The organism is Serpentinimonas maccroryi, assembly GCF_000828915.1.
In the GTDB taxonomy this organism is placed as follows: Bacteria; Pseudomonadota; Gammaproteobacteria; order Burkholderiales; family Burkholderiaceae_C; genus Serpentinimonas; species Serpentinimonas maccroryi.
The window spans coordinates 642,564-656,918 of the sequence record NZ_AP014569.1; the positions used below are offsets into that span (position 1 = coordinate 642,564).

Annotated in this window: 10 protein-coding genes; 3 read left to right on the forward strand and 7 right to left on the reverse strand. The window is 69.5% G+C overall.

The genetic code is table 11. The features are described 5' to 3' along the window. The first annotated feature begins 441 nt into the window (after positions 1-441). Positions 442-2,832, forward strand: a complete 2,391-nt coding sequence (gene parC, locus SMCB_RS02985; protein WP_045534961.1) for a DNA topoisomerase IV subunit A — start codon at positions 442-444, stop codon at positions 2,830-2,832. Here the strand turns inward: parC and SMCB_RS02990 are convergent. Then, positions 2,829-3,308 carry a RidA family protein gene (locus SMCB_RS02990; protein ID WP_045534963.1) on the reverse strand — a complete coding sequence of 160 codons (480 nt, stop codon included), beginning with the start codon at positions 3,306-3,308 and terminating at the stop codon, positions 2,829-2,831. The genes parC and SMCB_RS02990 overlap by 4 nt on opposite strands. Before the next feature lie 131 nt (positions 3,309-3,439). On the opposite strand from SMCB_RS02990, the gene SMCB_RS02995 reads away from it, so the two are divergent. Further along, positions 3,440-5,866, forward strand: a complete 2,427-nt coding sequence (locus SMCB_RS02995) for a DNA internalization-related competence protein ComEC/Rec2 (RefSeq protein WP_231851276.1) — start codon at positions 3,440-3,442, stop codon at positions 5,864-5,866. A gap of 9 nt (positions 5,867-5,875) precedes the next feature. Here SMCB_RS02995 and SMCB_RS03000 read toward each other — a convergent pair whose 3' ends face one another. The 5 genes from SMCB_RS03000 to SMCB_RS03020 form a co-directional block, all read right to left on the reverse strand. After that, positions 5,876-7,039 carry a carboxysome shell carbonic anhydrase domain-containg protein gene (locus tag SMCB_RS03000; RefSeq protein ID WP_045534967.1) on the reverse strand — a complete coding sequence of 388 codons (1,164 nt, stop codon included), beginning with the start codon at positions 7,037-7,039 and terminating at the stop codon, positions 5,876-5,878. A gap of 4 nt (positions 7,040-7,043) precedes the next feature. Beyond that, entirely contained in the window at positions 7,044-8,216 is a 1,173-nt protein-coding gene (gene mltB, locus SMCB_RS03005) for a lytic murein transglycosylase B (protein WP_082027199.1), read from the reverse strand. 2 nt (positions 8,217-8,218) lie between these two features. Beyond that, positions 8,219-10,264, reverse strand: coding sequence for a transglutaminase TgpA family protein (locus SMCB_RS03010; RefSeq protein ID WP_045534969.1), 2,046 nt, complete (start codon positions 10,262-10,264; stop codon positions 8,219-8,221). After that, entirely contained in the window at positions 10,255-11,235 is a 981-nt protein-coding gene (locus SMCB_RS03015; RefSeq protein WP_052468388.1) for a DUF58 domain-containing protein, read from the reverse strand. The genes SMCB_RS03010 and SMCB_RS03015 overlap by 10 nt, the downstream gene beginning before the upstream one ends. A gap of 187 nt (positions 11,236-11,422) precedes the next feature. After that, positions 11,423-12,346, reverse strand: a complete 924-nt coding sequence (locus SMCB_RS03020; RefSeq protein WP_045534972.1) for an AAA family ATPase — start codon at positions 12,344-12,346, stop codon at positions 11,423-11,425. A gap of 32 nt (positions 12,347-12,378) precedes the next feature. Between SMCB_RS03020 and SMCB_RS03025 the strand changes: the two genes are divergently transcribed. After that, a complete protein-coding gene (locus SMCB_RS03025) occupies positions 12,379-13,329 on the forward strand; it encodes a histone deacetylase family protein (protein ID WP_045534974.1) in 951 nt (316 codons plus the stop codon). Between the two features lie 48 nt (positions 13,330-13,377). Here the strand turns inward: SMCB_RS03025 and SMCB_RS03030 are convergent, their stop codons facing one another. Beyond that, positions 13,378-14,187, reverse strand: a complete 810-nt coding sequence (locus tag SMCB_RS03030) for a TOBE domain-containing protein (protein ID WP_045537508.1) — start codon at positions 14,185-14,187, stop codon at positions 13,378-13,380. Positions 14,188-14,355 lie beyond the last annotated feature (168 nt).

The following is a 14,355-nucleotide window of genomic DNA, read 5'->3' on the forward strand; positions in this document are numbered from 1 at the left end:
GGGGTCATGGATGGGAAATCGGGGTCAGACCATCATGGCACTCGGTTATTTTGGCAGCGCAACTAAACGGCATGAGGCCGACTGCCCCCAGCGCCCCAGCCCTTACCCCTACGGAGGTTCACCGTGGTCGGGGCACGATTTTCTGGCACATGGCACGGCTCGGCCTCGTGCGCAATGCACCCTGATTCCATGCGTTTTTGGCTTAACTGAGTGCCATGAGGGGCAGACCGCGATTTTCTGCCAACAACCCGACGCCACCCGCGCAGCCTCAACCCGCCCAAGCCAAATCCTAACCCATCTCGCGCGCCTTGACAAGAAAAATTTTGCCCACCCAAGCGCAACCCAAACCAACCCCAAGCCCAAGTGGCCACCGAGCAACGTCCCCGCACCCACCCCCAACGCCCCAAGCCCGCCCCCCACCCGATACGCGAAAATCAGCGCATGAACCCACCCACGCCAACTACACCCTCAACCCCACCCACCCCCGAAGCCGACCCTAACGCCACCCCCACCCACCCAAGCACCCCACCCCCCCCCACCGACCCCGACAGCCTCGCCGACTACGCCGAGCGCGCTTACCTCGAGTACGCGTTGAGTGTGGTCAAGGGGCGGGCGTTGCCGGATGTGTGCGATGGGCAAAAGCCGGTGCAGCGGCGCATTTTGTATGCCATGCAGCGCATGGGGCTGGGGCACAGTGGTGCCGGGGGCGCGGGTGCGGCGGCGGGTGCGGCCAAGCCGGTCAAGTGCGCGCGCGTGGTGGGCGATGTGTTGGGGCGCTTTCATCCGCATGGTGACCAAGCCGCTTACGATGCGCTGGTGCGCATGGCGCAAGACTTCGCGCAGCGCTATCCGCTCATCGACGGCCAAGGCAATTTTGGCAGCCGCGACGGCGATGGCGCTGCGGCCATGCGCTACACCGAGGCGCGGCTGGCGCGCATCAGCACGCTGCTGCTCGACGAGATCGACGCCGGCACGGTGGATTTTGTGCCCAACTACGACGGCTCGACGCAGGAGCCGCGCCAGCTGCCGGCCCGGCTGCCCTTTGTGCTGCTCAACGGCGCCAGCGGCATTGCGGTGGGCATGGCGACCGAAATCCCCAGCCACAACCTGCGCGAGGTGGCCAGCGCCTGCGTGGCGCTGATCAAAAACCCGGAGCTGAGCGAAGACGAGCTGCTGGCCCTGTTGCCCGGGCCCGACTTTCCGGGCGGGGCGCAGATCATCAGCCCGGCGGCGGACATCGCCCAAGCCTACCGCACGGGGCGCGGCAGCCTGAAGGTGCGCGCGCGCTGGCGCATCGAAGACCTGGCGCGCAACCAGTGGCAACTGGTGGTGACCGAGCTGCCGCCGGGCGTGAGCACGCAGCGGGTGCTCGAAGAGATCGAGGAGATCACCAACCCCAAGGTCAAGGCCGGCAAAAAGGCGCTCAGCCCCGAGCAAGCGCAGCTCAAGGCCAGCCTGCTGGCGCTGCTGGATACCGTGCGCGACGAATCGAGCAAAGACGCGGCGGTGCGCATCGTGTTCGAGCCCAAAAGCAGCCGCTCAAGCCCAGACGAGCTGATCGCGGCCATGCTGGCGCACACCAGCCTCGAGTGCTCGGTGCCGATCAACCTGACGCTGGTGGGCCAGGACGGCAAGCCGCTGCCCAAGAGCCTGCGCCAGATGCTGAGCGAGTGGCTGTCGTTTCGGCAGCAGACCGTGACGCGGCGCACCCAGCACCGGCTGGAGCGCGTGCTCGAGCGCATCCACATCCTCGAGGGGCGCGCGCTGGTGCTGCTCAACATCGACGAGGTGATCGCCCTGATTCGCAGCAGCGACGAGCCCAAGGCGGCGCTGATGGCGCGTTTTGCCCTGAGCGAGCGCCAAGCCGACGACATTTTGGACATCCGCTTGCGCCAACTGGCGCGGCTGGAGGCGATTCGGATCGAGCAGGAGCTGAGCGAGCTGCGCACCGAGCAGGGCCGGCTCGAAGAGGTGCTGGCGCAACCGGCCAGCCTGCGCCGCTTGCTGGTGCGCGAGATCGAGGCCGACGCCAAGGCCTTTGGCGACGCGCGCCGCACCCTGATCCAGCCCGAGCGCAAGGCCAGCGCCGAAGTCAAGCTGATCGACGAGCCGGTGACGGTGGTGGTGTCGGCCAAGGGCTGGGTGCGCGCCCGCAGCGGCCACGGCCACGAGGCCGGCGGTTTCGCCTTCAAGGCCGGTGACGCGCTCTATGGCGCTTTCGAGTGCCGCACGGTGGATAGCCTGATCGTGCTGGGCAGCAATGGCCGCGCCTACAGCGTGCCGGTGGCCAGCCTGCCCGGCGCCCGCGGCGACGGCCAGCCGATCACGAGCCTGATCGAGCTCGAGAGCGGCACCCAGCCGCAGCATTACCTGGCGGCCGCGGCGGTGGTGCAGTGGCTGCTGTGCGGCTCGGGCGGCTACGGGCTGCTGGCCGCGACCGAAGATTTGCTCTCGCGCCAGCGCGCCGGCAAGGCTTTTTTGGCGCTGGCCGAGGGCGAAAGCCTGTGCCCACCGGCGCCGGTGGCCGGGGCGCAGCAGGTGTGCGCGGTGTCGGCGGCGGGGCGCATTTTGTGCTTCGAACTGGCCCAGCTGCGGCATCAGCCCAAAGGCGGGCGCGGCCTGCAGCTGATCAGCCTCGAGGCCGGCGATCGGCTGGTGGGCGCGCAACCCTACACGCGCAGCGTGCGCATCGAGGGCACGGGCCGGGGCGCCAAGCCGCGCGTAGAGACGCTGGAAGTGCGCAGCCTGAACAACGCCCGCGGGCCCAGGGGCGGCAAGGGCAAGCCGGGCAACTTTGGCTTCAAGCCCGAGCGCATCGTGCGCGTGCTTTAGGGCTTGGGTGCCAGCTCGGCGATCATTTCGATTTCGACGCAGGCGCCAAGCGGCAACTGGGCCACGCCAAAGGCGCTGCGGGCGTGCGCGCCCACGGTCGGACCAAAGACTTCGGCCAGCAGCTGCGAGCAGCCGTTGGTGACCAGGTGCTGCTCGGTGTAGCTGTCGGTCGAGTTCACCAGCCCCATCACTTTGACGATGCGGCGCACGCCGTTGAGGTCGGTGCCGGCGGCCACGCAAGCGGCATGCAGCGTGCCCAGCAGGTCGATGGCCACGGCGCGCGCGGCCGCTTGGCCTTCGGCGGTGTTCAGGTTCAGGCCCAGCTGCCCGACCCACGGCTGGCCGCCGCGTTTGGCGATGTGGCCGCTGAGCATGACCAGGTTGCCGGTTTGCACAAAGGGCAGGTAGGCCGCCGCCGGGGTGCCCACGGGCGGCAGTTCGATGTTCAACGCTTGCAGGGTGTGATAGACGCTCATGGGGGCTAGGATAAAGGTGGATTGGGGGTGGGTGGCGCGTGCTCTGGGTGCGGCGCAGTGCCATTCTAGGGCGATATGATGCGGCGTCCAAAGCACAAAAGGGGGCAGCAGGGATGGACAGACCCGTGGCAATGCACGCCGCGCTGGCGCTGGGCTTGCCGCTGATGCTGGGTGGCATCGGCGGTGCGTGGTTGCAGTTGCAGCAGCCGCTGCTGTGGTCGTTCGAGGTTTACGGCGCGCTGGCGGTGGCGGCGCTGTTGCTGGGCGCGCTGCTCTGGGGCCGCCAGCCGGGCCTTGGGGGTGCTAGGCAAAAGCTGTGGAGCCTGGGCTGGCTGCTGGTCGGGGCGGGGCTGTTGTTTGCCAGCACGGGCGGTCGGGCGCTGTGGTTTCAGGCCGGGGCGCTGGATGCGCACCTCGAAGGGCGCGATCTGTTGCTCGAGGGCTACGTGGCCGGTTTGCCGCGCCAAGGCGAGCTGGGCTGGCAGTTTGAGTTTGTGGTGCTGCAGGCCAGCCTCGACGGCGTGGCCGTGGCGCTGCCGCAGCGGCTGCGGCTGGCGTGGTTTGCGCCGCGTGCGGGGCGCGGGCAAAACGCGGGCGCTGGCCTGCCCGAGCTGCGCGCCGGCCAGCGCTGGCGCCTGACGGCGCGCTTGCAGCGCCCGCACGGCTTGGCCAATCCGGGTGGCTTCGATTTTGAGCTGCGGCTGTGGGAGCAGGGCATCCACGCCACCGGCAGCGTGCGCGCTGGGCCGGCCACGCCAGCGCCGCAGTTGCTCGGCTACGGCTGGCATTTTCCGCTGCAGCAGGCGCGCCAGTGGGTGCGCGACCGCATGCTCGAGCGCGTGCAGCCCGCCGCCACGGCCGGTGTGCTGGCGGCGCTGGTGGTGGGCGATCAGGGCGCCATCCCGCAGACGCACTGGGAGACCTTCCGCGTCACCGGCGTCACGCACCTGATGGTGGTCTCGGGCACCCACATCACGCTCTTTGCCTGGATGGCGATGGCGCTCATCGGCCTGCTCTGGCGCTTGGCCGGGCGGCGCCTGCCGGCGCTGCTGCTGGCCGTGCCCACGCCGGTGGCGGCGGCCTTGGGCGGGCTGGCGCTGGGGTTTTTGTACGCGCTGTTTTCGGGCTGGGGCGTGCCGGCGCAGCGCGCCGTGCTGATGCTGGCCACCCTGGTGCTGCTGCAGCTCAGCGGCCGCCAGTGGCCGTGGCCCTTTATGTGGCTGGCGGTGATGCAGATGGTGGTGCTGCTGGACCCGTGGGCCTTGCTCAGCCCCGGTTTCTGGCTCAGCTTCGTGGCGGTGGCGATTTTGTTTGCCACCGGCCAGCCGCTGCCCACCGACGGGCGCAGCGGGCGCCACTACGTGCTGGGTCTGGTGCGCACGCAGGCGCTCATGACGCTGGCCTTGGCCCCGCTGCTGCTGCTGTGGTTTGGCGAGTTTTCGCTGGTGGGCCTGCTGGCCAATCTGCCCGCCATACCTTGGGTCACGCTGCTGGTCACGCCGCTGGCGCTGGCCGGGGTGCTGGTGTGGCCGCTGTGGCTGCTGGCGGGCTGGATGGTCGATGCGCTGATGCTTTGGCTGCAAGTCTTGCAGCAATGGCCTTGGGCCACCATCAGCCGCCCGACGCTGCCGCTGCTATTGGCCGTGCTGGCCGCCTTGGGCGGGCTGCTGCTGGTGCTGCGCTGGCCGTGGTCGCTGCGCGCCTGGGGGTTGCTGCTGATCTGGCCGGCGCTGGCCTACAGCCCGGCGCGCCCGCCGCCGGGGCATTTTGAATGGCTGGCGGCCGACATCGGGCAGGGCACGGCGGTGATCGTGCGCACCCAGAACCACACCCTGGTTTACGATACCGGGCCGCCCATGGGGCCGCACAGCGACGCCGCCGAGCGCGTGCTGCTGCCGCTGTTGCAGCGCCACGGCGAAGCGCCCACCAAGGTGCTGATCAGCCACATCGATTCCGACCACGCCAGCGGCATTGCCACGCTGGCGCGCGCGCACCCGCAGGCGCAGTGGCTCACCTCGTTCGATACCCAGCCTTGGGGCTTGAGCAGCCAGCGCTGCCTGGCGGGCCAGAGCTGGGTCTGGGACGGGGTGCCGTTTCGCATTTTGCACCCGGGCCCCGACGATTACGCCGCGCGCCGCCCCGACAACGCCATGTCGTGCGTGCTGCAAGTGGGGCAGGGTGCGGCTTCGTTGCTGCTGCCGGGCGATATTTACGTCGAGGAGGAAACCCGCTTGGCGCTGGCGCAGCCCGATCTGCGCGCCGGGGTGCTGCTGGCCGCGCACCACGGCAGCCGCACCTCGAGCGGGCCGGTCTGGCTCAACACGCTGCAGCCGCAGTGGGTGGTGATCCAAGCCGCGCACCGCAGCCGCTACGGCCACCCGCACCCGCAGGTGCTGGCGCGGCTGCAAGAGCGCGGCATCCCGTGGGTGGCGACACCGCTGTGCGGGGCCGCTTGGGGCAGCAGCCAGCGCCCGGACGAGCTGCACTGCCAGCGCCAGCAGCGCCAGCGCTATTGGCAGCACCCGGATGGGCGCGGCGCACTTCCCGCGCCGCCCTAGGGGTGTGTTTTAGAGCGGTGGCAGCACGTCGAGCCGCCGCGCCGGCCAGTCGAGCACGGCGCAGCGCCGGTGCATCAGGGGGGCCAGATCGGGATGCGCCTCGTTGATTACTTGGGTGGCGAAGTGGGCCAGAAAGCGCGAGCGCAACTCGGCCCCGGCGCGCTCGACACCTTGGTTTTCGTAGGGCATGGAGGTGAGCAGCAAAAAACCGTCGGGGGGGATGAGCCCGGCGCGCATGTTGCTGTGGATGATGTCGGCGGCGGTGCGGATGGGTTGCGCCAAGTCTGGGCTGTAGGGCCCGATCATCAGGGCCAGATTGGGGGTGTGCAGAAAGTCAAAACCGCGCCCGAGGCATATCACCCATTCGCGGTGCTCGATCGCCAGCGCCCGCCCGTGCTGCTGGCGCACGCCGGCCACGTGGGCCAGGTTGCCCAGCAGCAGCGGCAACAAGTCGGCGCGTACCGGGCGCGGCAGGCCGGGCAGGGTGCGCACCAGCTGCGCTTCCAGCGCCAGTGCGTCGGGTTCGGTGCCGGCTGGCGGCTGTGTGCGGGCATCGGGCTCGGGTTGGCTGGTCACGGCACCAAAGGCGGCCAGATCGAGCACGGTGCCGTCGGGGCCGTGCAGCAACAGGGCTTCTTCGTCGGTCTCGAAACCGCAGACGATCGGATAGACGCTCTGGTGCGCGGCGCCAAACAGCTGCGAGACTTGGGCGTGGATGGCCCAAGCGTGCGCCATGCTGTCCTCGCGCCGATAGCGAAAACCGGCGCAACCGCGCTTGCGCTCGCCGCGCGACCAGTGGTAGGTGATGAGCAGCAGCACCCGGCGCCCGCTCTGCGTTTGGTTGTTGACAAAATCGATCAGCAGCTGGCTCAGGTAAGGCCAGCCGAGGTTGAACATGCCGCCCAAGTTGCGAAAGGGGGTGATGATGCCTGCGGGCAGTTGGGTGGCCAGCGCGAGGTTGACGCGCCCGTCCATGCACATCAGGGCGGCGATGGCGCTGGGGTGCTGCGCCCGGTAGCGCTGGCGCTCCAGCCAAGCCTCGGGGCCGCGAAACGCTTCGCCATGGCGCTGCGCCAAGTCAAACAGCCAGTCGATGCGCTGGTCGATCGGGCTCTGGTGGATCGATTGCGGTGGGGGCGCGCTTAGGGTGGCCGGGGTAGTGGGTGCGGGCATAGGTTTAACTCCTCCGTCGCGCCCGCACCGCCTGCCCCAGGTCGATCACCGCCATGACGTAGTAGCTGCTGGGGTTGTAGCGCGAGATGGCAAAAAAGTTTTGCGTGCCCAGCCAATGGATGGCGGGTTGGCCGCCGCGCGCTGGGTCGCCTTGCTCGAGCTCGACCAGCGCCAGCAGGCCGTTGTGCTGCGCCGCGGCGCCACCGGGTTGCACGCCCAAGGCCTGCAACTGCTCGAGCGTGAAGCTGGGGCGGATGCTGGGGGCGAGCAGGGAGGGCAAATCAAGCCGTGCCGGGTCGAAGCGGAGCGGGAAGTGGGTGGGCATGCCAGGCTGCCAGCCGTGTTCGCGCAAAAAACGCGCCACCGAACCGATGGCGTCGGGCACGCTGTCGATCAGGTCGATGCGGCCGTCGGCGTCGAAATCGACGCCAAAGCGCGGCCAGTTGCTGGGCATGAACTGTGGCAGCCCAATGGCGCCGGCGAAGCTGCCGCGCCACGCGTCGGGGGGGCGCGGGTGCTTGTGGCTCAATTGCAAAAAGGCGGCCAGCTCGGAGCGGAAAAACTCGCTGCGCTGGGCCGCGCGCGGGTGCTCGGGCGGGAAGTCAAAGCCCAGCGTGGCCAGCGAGTCGAGCACACGGTGCGTGCCCATGTGGCGGCCGTAGAGCGTCTCGACACCGATGATGCCCACGATGAGCCAGTCGGGCACGCCAAACTCGCGCTCGGCGCGCTCCAAGCTGGCCTCGTGCTGCTGCCAAAAGCGCAGCCCGGCCTGGATGCGCACCGGCTCCACGAAGCGCGCCCGGTAGGCCGGCCAGTCGCGCAGGGTGCCGCGCGGCATGGGCGTCATGAGGCGCACGATCTGCGGCCGGTGCCGGGCTTCGTGCCCGATCCAGCGCTCGGCCCAGCCGTCGCTCCAGCCCTGCTCGGCGTCGAGCTGGCGCGCAAAGGCCAGCGCGGCGGGGTGCTGGGCGAAGCCGCCGGGGGTGGCTGGAGCCGAAACGGCGGGCGCTGGCAAGGCGGCCGCAGGCAGGGTGCCAGGGCCGGGGTGGGCCAGAGCACGCGCCGGCAGCAGGGCGCTGGGCAGCACGGCAGCGCCCAGCGCCGCCAGCGTGAAGCGGCGGCGCTGGGTTTGGGTGGGCGCGGGTTCCAAGATGGCAAGGGCTGGCTTGAGGGGCATGTTCAAGGGGGTCGGGGCAGTGGGGGCAACTGGCGCCATTGTCGGTGCAAATCGCGCAGATCGATCTGCTGGGTCGGGTCGTAGCGTTGGGCTTCAAGCCGCAGCAGCCACTGGCTCCAAGCGGCGGCGGTGGCGGCAGGGCAGTCTGTGGGCAGGGCGGCAGCGAGCTGGCGCGGGGTGGCGGGGGCTGGCACCACGCCACCGGCTTGGGCCACGGCCTTGCGGGCGCTTTGCAACAGGCGCAGCCAGGGGTCGGGGCGCGGCCGCAGCCATTGCAGCCAAGCCACGGCGGCGAGGGTAGCTAGGCACAGCAGGCCCACCAGTAGGTACAGCAGCTGCTGCCAGTGCGGGGTGGCAAAGCCGAGCTGGCGCAGCAGCTCGAGCTGGCGGTTCTGGCCGTAGTCGAGCACCCACTGGTTCCAGCGGTTGTTGGTGGCCTCCCAAATGGCGCGCATCTGGGCCAGCATGTCGGGGTCGATCTGGATCAGGGCCGCGGCCAGGGGCCCCGGTGGCGGCAGCAGCCGCTGCAGGTCGGTGGTGCGCGCTGGGGCCACGTGCGCGGTGGGGTCGATGCGCGTCCAGCCTTGGGCATCCAGCCAGACTTCGGCCCAGGCGTGGGCGTCGCTCTGGCGCACGGTCCAAAAGCCGTCGATGGGGTTGAGCTCGCCGCCGTGGTAGCCGGTGACGATGCGCGCCGGGATGCCCAGCTCGCGCATCAGCACCACAAAGGCCGAGGCGATGTGCTCGCAAAAACCCTCGCGGCGGTCAAACCAAAATTCGTCGGCGCTGTGGCGGCCAAACACGCCCGGCTCCAGGGTGTACTGGTAGCCGCCGGTGCGCAGGCGCAGCAGCACGGCATCGATCAACTGCGGCGCGCTGGCGTTGGGCCCCAGCTGCTGGAGCAAATCAGCCGCCAGCTGGCGCGTGCGCGGGTTGAAGCCGGGGGGCAGCAGCAAATTGGCCGCCAGCGTGGCGGCGGGGCGCAGCGGGCGGTGCCGCAGCTCGGGCCAAGCCACGGCCTCGAAGCGGGTGACTTCGGTCAGGGGCCGCGGCAGTATCCATTGCAGATCGGGTGTGAGCTGCGCGCTCTGGGTGCCGATGGGTGGCAGCTCCGGTGTGGTTTGCAGCGTCAGCACCCAGGGCTGGTGGCTGGGCTCCATGGTCAGTCGGTAGCGCAGCGGCGTGCCGGCGCTTTGCAGCTCGGTCTGCAAGGCGGCGCTGGCGTGCTCGGGCAGGCTGTGCTCACCGTACTGGGGCAGCCACTGCTGGCCGTCGAAGCGGCTCAAGACCGGGCCACGAAAATACAGCTGATTTTGCGGTGGGCGGCGGCCGTCGAGGAATTCGACGCGCAGGGCCACGCTGGGGTCGAGCGCCAAGCGCGCGATCTGCCCCACCTGCATCTGCCCCGAAAGGCCGCTGCGGCCCATCTGGGCGTCGGTGGGGATGTGCCACAGCGGGCCAAAGCGTGGAAACAGCACAAACAGCAGCAGCATCAGCGGCGCCCCAAACAGCACTAGGGTGCTGGCTTGGCGCAGCGCTTGGGTGAGCGGCGGGCGCCCCAGCGGCAGATGCGCCAGCACGAGGCCAGTGAGCAAGCCCAGCAGCGCCGGCACGATGCCCAGCGCGGTGAGCAAAGACTGCGAGTGCAGCAGCAGCGTCAGCAGGGTGAAAAAACCCAAGAAAAACACCACCAGCGCGTCGCGGCGGGCGCGCAGCTCCAGCGTTTTGAGCGCCAGCAGCAGCACGATCAGGTTGCTTCCGGCCAGGGCGCCCCAAAACTGGCCGTGGTGTAGCCAGGTGCCGGCCAGCGCCAGCAGCAGCAGTGCCAACATCACTGCGCGGCCGGGCAGGGGCTGGCCGCGCAGCGCCAGCACGGCGCGCCCGAGCAACAGCAGCAGCGCCAGCGCGCTGGCCCACAGCGGCTGGTGCGCGCTTTGCAGCAGCACGATCCAGCCCACCACGCCGAGCAAAAACAGCGTGTCGCGCAGCTCGCGCGGCCAGGTGCGCGGGGCCAGCGCCGCGGGCAGCGCCAGCTTCGTCAGCGCCATGCCAGTGCCTCCAGGCAGCGCTGGCGCTGCGCCGCGCCCTGCTCGGGGGCGATTTCGAAGCCCGGCAGGCGCAAGCCGTAGCGCAGCCCCAAGGCATCGGCTTGCAGCACCCAGGCGCACAGGCGCGAGCGGCGCGCTTCTTCGTCGTGCAGCTGGCAGCGCGCGTGTTCCAACCACAACTCGGCTGCGGCCGGGTGGCTGAAGTCGCGGCTGACCCACTGTGCGCGCTCATCGCCGGCCAGGCGCGCGGCTTTTTTCCAGAGCACCCACTTGAGCGGGTCGCCGCGCCGGTAGGGGCGGGCGCCGTCGGTTTCGCCGCTGCGTTGGGCGGCGTGGGGGCCGCTGGCGGGGCCGTCCTCGTGTGTGGCGGCCAGCGGCAGCGCCGGGGCCGGGGTCTCGGGGGCCGGATAGACCCACAGCTGCGCCGCCGGCCGCCACCAATGCCAGACCTTGAAGGTGCCCAGCGGATACAAGGTCTGCACCCGCAGCGCGGGCAGCGGCAGGCGGCCGCGCTGCTGCGTGGGGTAGGCCAGCTGCACGCTGTGCTGGTCTTGGGGGCCGACATCGGCCCAGACGTCGCTGGCCGCAGGGCCGCTGCCCAGCCACTGCAGCCCCACGGCGTAGCGCGCACGCCGCGAGGGGTTGTGCAAGTGGATTTCGACCGCGGCGCTCTGGCCAGCAAACACCGGCGCGCCCGGGTGCAGGCTCAGCTCCAGCCCGGCCAGGTTGCGGTGCCCCACCCAGACCCCAGCCGCCGCACTGCCGGCGAGCATGAAAGTGAGCAGGTAGCCTAGGTTGAGCTGGTAATTGATGCTGCCCAGCAGCAACAGCAGCAGCGTAAAGCCCAGCATCCAGCCCGCACGGGTGGGCAGCAGGTAGAGGTTGTGGTGGTGCAGCGCGGTTTGGTCTTGCTGTGGCAAGCGGCGCAGCCACCAAGCGCGCAGGCGCGGCACAAAGGTGGTTTGGATCATGGCTGGCATGAGCGATTGCCTCTCAGTGGCGCCCGGCCGCCCGAAGCCACTGAAGCGCCCCCTTGGGGGGCAGCGAGCGCAGCGAGCATGGGGGCAGTTTCACTTCAGTGGCGCCCGGCCGCCCGAAGCCACTGAAGCGCCCCCTTGGGGGGCAGCGAGCGCAGCGAGCGTGGGGGCCAGTTTCACTTCAGCGCAGCGCCGTGGCCTCGATCATGGCCTGCACCTGCTCAAAGGCGCCGCGCCCAGCGCTGCCCAGCGGCTGCAGCCGGTGCGCTGCGGTTTGCGGCAGGATCGCGGCGACGTCGTCGGCGGCGGCGTAGCTGCGCCCCTCCAGCAGCGCATGCACCTGGGCGGCACGCAAAATCGCCAGCCCGGCGCGCGGGCTCAGGCCCTGCGCAAACCAGCGCCCGTTGCGGCTGGCCTCCAGCAGGTCTTGCAGGTAGTCGAGCACCGCATCGCTCAGGGCCACCGCCTGCACCTGGGCTTGCAGCCGGGCCAGTCCGGCGCTGTCGAGCAAGCTGGGCAGGGTGTCGAGCAGCTCGCGCCGGTTTTGGCCGCGCAGCAGCAGACGCTCGGCCGGGCGGCTGGGGTAGCCCAAGCGCAGGCGCATCAAGAAGCGATCGAGCTGCGACTCGGGCAACGCGTGCGTGCCCAGTTGGTCGTGTGGGTTTTGGGTGGCGATGACAAAAAAAGGCTGCGGCAGCGGCCGCGTCGCACCCTCGACCGAGACCTGCTTTTCTTCCATGGCCTCGAGCAGCGCGCTTTGGGTCTTGGGGCTGGCGCGGTTGATCTCGTCGGCCAGCAGCACCTGGGCAAACAGCGGGCCCGGGTGGAACACAAACTCGGCGCGCTCGCGCTCGAATACCGAAACCCCCATCAGATCGCTCGGCATCAAGTCCGAAGTAAACTGAACCCGTGAAAACTGCAAGCCAAAGCTGTGCGCCAACGCATGGGCCAGCGTGGTTTTGCCGACGCCGGGCAAGTCTTCGATCAGCAGGTGCCCGCCGGCGAGCAAGCAGGTGACGGCGTCGCGGATGACGCCGGCTTTGCCCACGATGACCGTTTCGAGTTGGCGCAGCAGTGGCGCGATGAGGGATTGGGGTTCGAGCATGGGTGCTACGATAACGGAAAAAGGAGACAACGATGAAACCGACCGGCTACTACACCCACCCCGCCTGCCGCAAGCACGACATGGGCCCGGGCCACCCCGAATGCCCCGAGCGCTTGGGCGCGATCGAAGACCGGTTGCTCATCACCGGGCTGGCCGACGCGCTCGAGCGCCGCGACCCCAACCCGGCCTCGCAGTCCGAGCTCGAACTGGCGCATTCGCGCATGTACGTGGCCTCGCTGCGCGGCATGACGGATGAACTGCGCGAAGAAGTGCGCGCCGGAGGCCCCGAGCGGCTGCAGCTCGACCCCGACACCTCCATCAACCTGCACACCTACGAAGCGGCGCTGATGTCGGCCGGGGCGGCGCTCAACGCCACCGACGCGGTGCTGGCCGGCGAGCTGCAAAACGCCTTTTGCGCCGTGCGCCCGCCCGGCCACCACGCCTGCCGCGAGCGCGCCATGGGCTTTTGCATCTTCAACCACGTGGCGCTGGCGGCCAAGTACGCGCTCGAGCGCCACGGCCTGCAACGCGTGGCGGTGATCGACTTCGACGTGCACCACGGCAACGGCACCGAAGAGATCGTGGCCGGCGACCCGCGCATCCTCATGTGCAGCTACTACCAGCACCCCTTTTACCCCGAATGGCCGCACGCCGAGGCCGACAACCTCGTCAACCTGCCGGTGCCGGCCTATAGCCGCGGGTCGGATGTGCGCGAGCTCATCGACAGCGTCTGGATGCCGCGCCTCGAGGCGCACCGGCCCGAGATGATCTTCATCAGCGCCGGCTTCGACGCTCACCGCGAAGACGATATGGGCCAGCTTGGGCTGGTGGAGCAAGACTACACCTGGATCACGCAGCGCCTCAAGGCGGTGGCCGACCGGCACGCGCAGGGCCGCATCGTCAGCGTGCTCGAGGGCGGCTACAACCTGAGCGCGCTGGCGCGCAGCGTGGAAGCGCACATCCGCGTGCTCGCCGATTTGTGAGTTCATGATTTGTGAGTTTGGGAGCAGCCATCAAAGCGGGCACCGATCTCAATCCGTCACCCCCAGAATCACACTCGAGGCCTTGAACAAGGCGCTGGCGCGCTGGCCGACGGCAAGCTGCATGTCGATGCAGCTCTGCTGCGTGATGATGGCCGCGAGGCTGGCGCTGCCCGACAGTTGCAGCACCACTTCGGCGTTCACGGCGCCGGGTGTGATGCGCATGATCGTGCCGCTCAGGCAGTTGCGGGCCGAATAGCGCGCCCGGCTGGGTTTGGCGGCGACAGCCTCGTTGTCGGCGGCGTCGTCATCATCGGCGCACAGCAAGATGATGGATGAGGCCTTGACCAGCGCAAAGGCCTCGGTCCCGATCTGCAGCCCTAGGTTTTGCGTGCTCTCGCGCGTGAGCAGCGCCACCAGCGGCTGCGGTGCGCCGATGTCGAGTTCGATCAGGTCATTCACGGCGCCGGGCTCGATGCGCACCACACGCCCCAGAAACTGATTGCGGGCGCTGGTTTTCATGGTCATGCTCCTCAAAAGCAGGTAGTCGTCGGCCATGCCGCTGGCTTGGCGGCTCAGGTGCTCGACAAAGCGCCGGTGCTCGGCCTCGAGGCGGCGGTAGTTGACCACCAGTTGCCGGCCCCGGGGCGTCAAGCGGGTGCCGCCGCCGCCCTTGCCGCCGGTCAGGCGCTGCACCAGTGGCTCACCGGCCAAAGTGTTCATGGTGTCGATGGCGTCCCAGGCCGCTTTGTAGCTCAGCTGGGCCGCCTTGGCCGCGCGCGTGATCGAGCCCCAGGTGCCGATGTATTCGAGCAAAGCAATGCGGCCGGGGCCGCCGAAGTTGCGCTCGCCCGCCGTCATCCACACCAGCCCTTGCAGCTGCAGGGGGGCGGTGGGGGAGGCTTGGGTGGATTGGGGTGCGGGTGGGGATGTGGGTTTTTGGGGGGGTGGTGGCGCGGGCGGAGCTTCGGTGTCAGGCGGCGCCGGTGCAGCGTGCGGGGTGCCTTGGCTGGGCTCGGTGCGCGGGGC

Coding starts and splice junctions, on each gene's coding strand:
- parC (WP_045534961.1), top strand. CDS start 442: ATGAACCCACCCACGCCAACTACACCCTCAACCCCACCCACCCCCGAA.
- SMCB_RS02990 (WP_045534963.1), bottom strand. CDS start 3,308: ATGAGCGTCTATCACACCCTGCAAGCGTTGAACATCGAACTGCCGCCC.
- SMCB_RS02995 (WP_231851276.1), top strand. CDS start 3,440: ATGCACGCCGCGCTGGCGCTGGGCTTGCCGCTGATGCTGGGTGGCATC.
- SMCB_RS03000 (WP_045534967.1), bottom strand. CDS start 7,039: ATGCCCGCACCCACTACCCCGGCCACCCTAAGCGCGCCCCCACCGCAA.
- mltB (WP_082027199.1), bottom strand. CDS start 8,216: ATGCCCCTCAAGCCAGCCCTTGCCATCTTGGAACCCGCGCCCACCCAA.
- SMCB_RS03010 (WP_045534969.1), bottom strand. CDS start 10,264: ATGGCGCTGACGAAGCTGGCGCTGCCCGCGGCGCTGGCCCCGCGCACC.
- SMCB_RS03015 (WP_052468388.1), bottom strand. CDS start 11,235: ATGATCCAAACCACCTTTGTGCCGCGCCTGCGCGCTTGGTGGCTGCGC.
- SMCB_RS03020 (WP_045534972.1), bottom strand. CDS start 12,346: ATGCTCGAACCCCAATCCCTCATCGCGCCACTGCTGCGCCAACTCGAA.
- SMCB_RS03025 (WP_045534974.1), top strand. CDS start 12,379: ATGAAACCGACCGGCTACTACACCCACCCCGCCTGCCGCAAGCACGAC.
- SMCB_RS03030 (WP_045537508.1), bottom strand. CDS start 14,187: ATGACGGCGGGCGAGCGCAACTTCGGCGGCCCCGGCCGCATTGCTTTG.